Genomic DNA, 5,700 nt, shown 5'->3' with positions numbered 1-5,700 from the left:
CCCAAGCCGGGTCTCTTTGCTCCGCCTGGCGGCGTCGCGGGCTCGGGCGCTTTCGGGTCGGTGTCTTCCCTCGTCTCTTCGTTGCTTCGCTCCTGCGTTCCTCAGTCCAAGCACCGACGCGCCCAAGCCGGGCACTCTTCGCGCACGGCACCGGTAAGGCACAAGCCGATGCTCCTCGTGGAAAGCGGGAGGAGACGGTTCTCATGCTTGGTGGGGAAGGCTCGGGCGAACCCCTGGGGGCGGCGTTGAGGGTCCCGGGGGATCAGCGGCGGAAGAGGTCTTCCTCCGGGAGGTCGAAGGCCTGGGCGCCCAGGGCTTCCACCAGGCGTTTCTCGGCGTACGGCGTGACCTCGTCGACCACGATCCTGCGGCCCGTCTCCGCTGACAGCGAGGAGACCCCGGCGTCGCTGATGCCGCACGGGACGATGCGGTTGTACCAGCTCGGGTCGTTGGAGCAGTTGAGCGCGAAGCCGTGCATCGTCACCCCCCGGGTGACGCGGATGCCGATCGCGCCGAGTTGGCGGTCGGGGAGGCCGTGGGAGGGGTCTCCGGCGACCCAGACGCCGCTGCGCCCCCCGACCCGCCCCGCCTGCACGCCGAAGTCGGCGCAGACCCGGATGAGGGTCTCCTCCAGCAGTCCCATGTATGCGGTGACGTCCAGCCGGTCACCGAGCTTGATGATCGGATAACCGACGAGCTGGCCTGGACCGTGCCAGGTGATGCGGCCTCCCCGGTCGACGTCGATGACCGGGGTGCCGTCCGTCGGCCGCTCGTGCGCGGCGGTGCGCTTGCCGGCCGTGTAGACCGGAGCGTGTTCGAGGAGAAGACAGGTGTCGGGAATCTCGTCGGCCACGCGCCGGGCGTGAATGCGCCGCTGAAGATCCCAAGCCTGCTCATAGGGGAAGTCAACGCCAAGACGAACGATCGCCAGCTCAGTCACGCTTAAAGAGTAGTTGACCCGCTCATGCTCAAGTCGTGAGAAGCCGAGGCTCGATGCGGAACTCCTTGACCCCGCCCTGCCCGTCGTGCTCGATCCGGTAGGCGTAACCCTTCGGGTCGACGCTCACGGCCTGGATGAACTCGGTGCCGACGTAGTGCAGCGCCACCCCCTCGTCGGCGGCGTAACCACCGGGCAGCTCACCGGAGGCGACCGACTCGTGCAGCAGCGCACGACGCTGCGGCTCGGAGTTGTAGTGCACGCCGCACGAGTACGGCAGCAGCCCGAGGCCGTCGGCCCACACCCGCAGCTCGGGCCCGAAGGAGTCGGTGTTGCCGCCCACGTGCCAGCACAGCGCCCCCGCGCTCTGCCCGGCCAGCACCACACCCGCCCGCCACGCCTCCTCGAAGGCCTCGTCGAGGCCGTGCAGCCGCCACAGCGCCGCGAGGTTGGCAACGCTGCCGCCGCTGACGTAGATGACGTCCTGGCTCAGCATCCACTCGCGCGGATCGTCGACGTTGGGCATCGGGAAGACGGTCAGGTGGCTGATCTCGACGTCCCAGGCCCGGAACGCGCCGTACATGCTCAGCAACCACTGGGAGTCGTCACCCGTCGCGGTGGCGAGCAGACCGAGTCTTGGCCGGTCCTGGCCGGTCAGGTCGAGGGCGTACCGCAGCAGGGCGCTCGCCTCAATGACCCCTTGCCGTCGTGAGGCGCGGAAGGAACCGCCCCCGATGGCGAGGATGTGAGACTGCCCGGACCTGCCCATAGGTGATCTCCCAGCTGATGTGGTGGAAACAGGGACCCTAGAGTACGGCGGACAGTGCGTCGCCGAGACGGATATGCCGGAACGTGTGCCCCACCTCGGTCAGGCGCCGGGGGATCACCCGTTGCCCGGTGAGCACCCCCTCCTCGGCGAACCCGCCGACGACGGCACGCAGCGCGAACCCCGGTACGGCCAGCGGCATGGCGGGCCGCCGTACGGCCTGGGCGAGCGTCTTGGTGAACTCCGCGTTGGTGACCGGGTGCGGCGCGGTCAGGTTCACCGGCCCGGAGAGGCCGGGGTCGCGCATGACGCGCAGCACGGCCCCGACCCAGTCGTCGGCCGTGATCCACGACCAGTACTGGCGGCCGGACCCGAGCGGCGCGCCCAGCCCCATCTTGAAGATCGGCAGGATCCTGGGCAGCATGCCGCCCTCGCGGCTCAGCACCAGGCCGGTGCGCAGCAGCGCGACCCGGATACCCGCCTGCCGCGCGGGTTCGGTCTCCGCCTCCCAGGGCACGACCACCTCCCGGGCCAGGAACCCCTCGCCAGGCGGGGACGTCTCGTCGACCTCCCTGTCCCCGGTGTCGCCGTAGAAACCGATCGCGGAACCGGAGAGCAACGCCTCGGGCCTGGCGTCCGCCCTGGTCAGCGCGTCGACCAGGGTTCTGGTGCCCTCGATGCGGCTGCGGGCGATCTCACGCTTGACGTCGGCGTTCCACCGCCGGTCGCCGATGCCCGCCCCGGCCAGGTGCACCACGGCCCGCGCCCCGTCGACGGCCGCCGGGTCCAGGATCCCCTCCGCCGGGTTCCAGAACGCCTCATCAGGCCCGTGAGGCTCACGCCGTACCAGTCGGACCACCCGCGCGCCCTCGGCCCGCAGGGCCTCGGTCAGGGCCGAGCCGAGCAGGCCGGAGGAGCCGGTCACGATGATCGTCATGTCGTTCAATCTAAACAACCTCCCCCGGGGTTTTCGGGAACCGGGCGGTCCGCGGACGCAGATGTCTCTCCGGAGGAGGAAAAAGGCCGGGCCGGCCCGCGAGAACGCGGACCGGCCCGGAAACGCGAAGCGGAGGCTAGACGTTGAGGCCCAGCTGGTTCTCGAAGCGGCCCTCCTCAAGACGACGCTTGATCGTCGTCAGGAAGCGGGCGGCGTCGGCGCCGTCGACCAGGCGGTGGTCGTAGCTGAGCGCGAGGTACACCATCGAGCGGACGGCGATGACCTCGCCCTCGGGGGTGTCCAGGACGACGGGCCGCTTGACGACCGCGCCGGTGCCCAGCATGCCGACCTGCGGCTGGTTGAGGATCGGCGTGTCGAACAGCGCGCCACGGCTGCCGGTGTTGGTCAGCGTGAACGTGCCGCCGCCGAGCTCGTCGGGGCTCACCTTGTTGGTGCGGGTGCGCTCGGCCAGGTCGGCGATCTTACGGGCGAGGCCGGCGATGTTGAGGTCGCCCGCGTCCTTGATCACCGGGACGATCAGGCCGCGCTCGGTGTCCGTCGCGAAGGCCAGGTGCTCGGCGTCGAAGTAGGTGACCTCGTTGGTCTCGCTGTTGATCGTGGCGTTGAGCTTGGGGTGCTGCTTGAGCGCCTCGATCGTGGCCAGCGCGAAGAACGGCATGAACGAGAGCTTGACGCCCTCGCGCCGCTGGAACTCCGCCTTCGCGCGGTCGCGCAGCTGGGCGACCTTGGTGACGTCGACCTCGACCACGGTGGTGAGCTGGGCCGAGACCTGCAGCGACTCGACCATGCGCTTGGCGATGGTCTGCCGCAGCCGCGACATCTTCTCGGTACGGCCACGCAGCGTGGTGTCCACCGCGACCGGCTCGGGGGCCGGGGCGGCGGCGGGCGCCTGAGCGGGGGTGGCGGCCTGCGGGGCGGGGGCCTGCGGGGCCGGAGCGGCCTGGGCCTGGGCCGCGGCGGCGCGCTCACGCTGGCTGCGGGCCGCCTCAAGCACGTCCTGCTTGCGGATGCGACCGCCGACACCGGTGCCGGTCAGCGTCTCCAGGTCGACGTTGTGCTCGCCGGCGAGCTTGCGGACCAGCGGGGTGACGTACGGGCTCTCACCGGAGACCGGCTCGGCGGCCGGGGCGGGAGCCTGCGGAGCCGGAGCGGCCTGCGGAGTCGGAGCGGGGGCAGGCGCGGGAGCCGGGGCCGCGACGGGCGCGGGCTGCGGGATCGAGGAGATCGGCTGAGCCGGGGCGGGCGCCGGAGCGGGCTCGGGCTCGGGGGCCGGGGCGGGAGCCGGGGCGGGCGCCTCGGTCTGCACGGCGCCCTCGGTGGCGTTCTCGTCGATGATCGCCAGCTCGGCGCCGACCTCGACGGTCTCGTCCTCGCCGACAACGATCTTGGTGAGGATGCCCGCGGCCGGGGAGGGGATCTCGGTGTCGACCTTGTCGGTCGAGACCTCCAGGAGCGGCTCGTCGGCCTCGACGCGCTCGCCCTCCTTCTTCAGCCAGCGGGTGACGGTGCCCTCGGTTACGCTCTCGCCGAGCTGGGGCATCTGTACGGACTTCGGCATGATGACTTCTCTCGTGTTCCGAGTGAGGGCTTCGAACTAGCTGTGAACGTGCAGAGGCTTGCCGGCCAGGGCCAGCATCGCCTCACCGACGGCTTCGGACTGGGTCGGATGCGCGTGGATGAGCTGCGCGACCTCGGCGGGCAGCGCCTCCCAGTTGTAGATCAGCTGACCCTCGGTCACGAGCTCGCCTATACGGCGGCCGACCATGTGCACGCCGAGAACGGGCCCGTCCTTCTCCGAGATGATCTTGACAGCGCCCTGCGTCTGCAGGATCTGGCTCTTGGGGTTGCCCGCGAGGTCGTAGGTGAACTCGACGATCTCGTGACCCCGCTCCCTGGCCTGGGCGGAGGTGATGCCGACCGAGGCGACCTCGGGGTCGGAGTAGGTGATCCTGGGGACACCGGCGTAGTCGATCGGCACCGGGTTGAGCCCGGCGATGTGCTCGGCGACCAGGATGCCCTCGGCGAAGCCCGCGTGGGCCAGCTGCAGGGTGGGGATCAGGTCTCCGACGGCGTAGACGCCGGGGACACTGGTCTGGCAGTACTCGTTCACCACGACGGTGCCCCGCTCGACGGCGACGCCCGCCTCCTCGAAGCCCATGCCCGTCACGACGGCGCCACGGCCGACGGCGACGAGCAGGAGCTCGGCCTCAAGGGTCTTGCCGTTGGCGAGGGTGACGACGACACCGGTGTCGGTGGTCTTGACACCTTCGAAGAAGACGCCGAGCTCCTGCTTGATGCCCCTGCGGCGGAAGGCGCGCTCCAGCAGCTTGGAGCTGGACTCCTCCTCAAGGGGAAGCAGGTGCGGCAGGCCCTCGACGATCGTCACCTCGGCGCCGAAGGAACGCCAGACGCTGGCGAACTCGACGCCGATGACGCCACCGCCAAGGACGATCACCGAGGCGGGCACCCGGTCGAGCTTGAGCGCGTGCTCGCTGGTGATGATCCGCTCACCGTCGATCTCAAGGCCGGGCAGCGACCTGGGCGCGGAGCCCGTCGCCAGCACGACGTTGCGGCCCTCGTAGACGTCGGAGCCGACGGCGATCCGGTTCGGGCCGACCAGGCGGCCCTCACCCTCGACGATCGTGATGCCCTTGCTCTTCAGCAGGCCCTGCACGCCCTTCCAGGCACGCGTGACGATCTTGTCCTTGAAGGCGTGGACCGCGGGCACGTCGATGCCCTCGAAGCGGGCCTTGACGCCGTAGGTCTCGCTCTCCCGCGTCTCGTCGGCCACCTCCGCCGAGTGCAGGAGGGCCTTGGTGGGGATGCAACCCCGGTGCAGGCACGTGCCGCCGATCTTGTCCTTCTCGATGAGGACGACCGTCTTGCCAAGCTCGGCCGCCCGCAGAGCGCAGGCGTACCCACCGCTACCGCCCCCCAGGACGACGATGTCGTACGGGCCGCTGCCATCAGCCACAGGAAAGCTCCTTGTCGGATCGAAATACCTTCTCGCGGTCGCGCCCGCTCCGTGTCCCGGGGGGG

The 5,700-nt window shown here is 70.4% G+C and carries 5 protein-coding genes; all 5 read right to left on the bottom strand.

The window, feature by feature from the left end; genetic code table 11:
* Positions 1 to 262 precede the first annotated feature (262 nt).
* A complete protein-coding gene (lipB, locus tag ACFOYY_RS14740) occupies positions 263 to 940 on the bottom strand; it encodes a lipoyl(octanoyl) transferase LipB (protein ID WP_352008811.1) in 678 nt (225 codons plus the stop codon).
* Positions 941 to 968: 28 nt separating this feature from the next.
* A complete protein-coding gene (locus ACFOYY_RS14735) occupies positions 969 to 1,706 on the bottom strand; it encodes a Type 1 glutamine amidotransferase-like domain-containing protein (protein WP_352008812.1) in 738 nt (245 codons plus the stop codon).
* A 37-nt stretch (positions 1,707 to 1,743) separates the two neighbouring features.
* Positions 1,744 to 2,640, bottom strand: a complete 897-nt coding sequence (locus tag ACFOYY_RS14730; protein WP_386190050.1) for a TIGR01777 family oxidoreductase — start codon at positions 2,638 to 2,640, stop codon at positions 1,744 to 1,746.
* Between the two features lie 136 nt (positions 2,641 to 2,776).
* Positions 2,777 to 4,219, bottom strand: a complete 1,443-nt coding sequence (sucB, locus tag ACFOYY_RS14725; protein WP_386190049.1) for a 2-oxoglutarate dehydrogenase, E2 component, dihydrolipoamide succinyltransferase — start codon at positions 4,217 to 4,219, stop codon at positions 2,777 to 2,779.
* Between the two features lie 36 nt (positions 4,220 to 4,255).
* Complete coding sequence (lpdA, locus tag ACFOYY_RS14720; protein WP_352008815.1) at positions 4,256 to 5,635, bottom strand: dihydrolipoyl dehydrogenase; 1,380 nt, start codon at positions 5,633 to 5,635, stop codon at positions 4,256 to 4,258.
* Between the last annotated feature and the right edge of the window lie 65 nt (positions 5,636 to 5,700).

Origin of the sequence: Streptosporangium jomthongense, assembly GCF_042650425.1 — a bacterium.
Lineage (GTDB): Bacteria > Actinomycetota > Actinomycetes > Streptosporangiales > Streptosporangiaceae > Streptosporangium.
The sequence above is the reverse complement of the archived record's forward strand: the minus strand, read 5'-3'. Positions and strand labels throughout refer to the sequence as shown.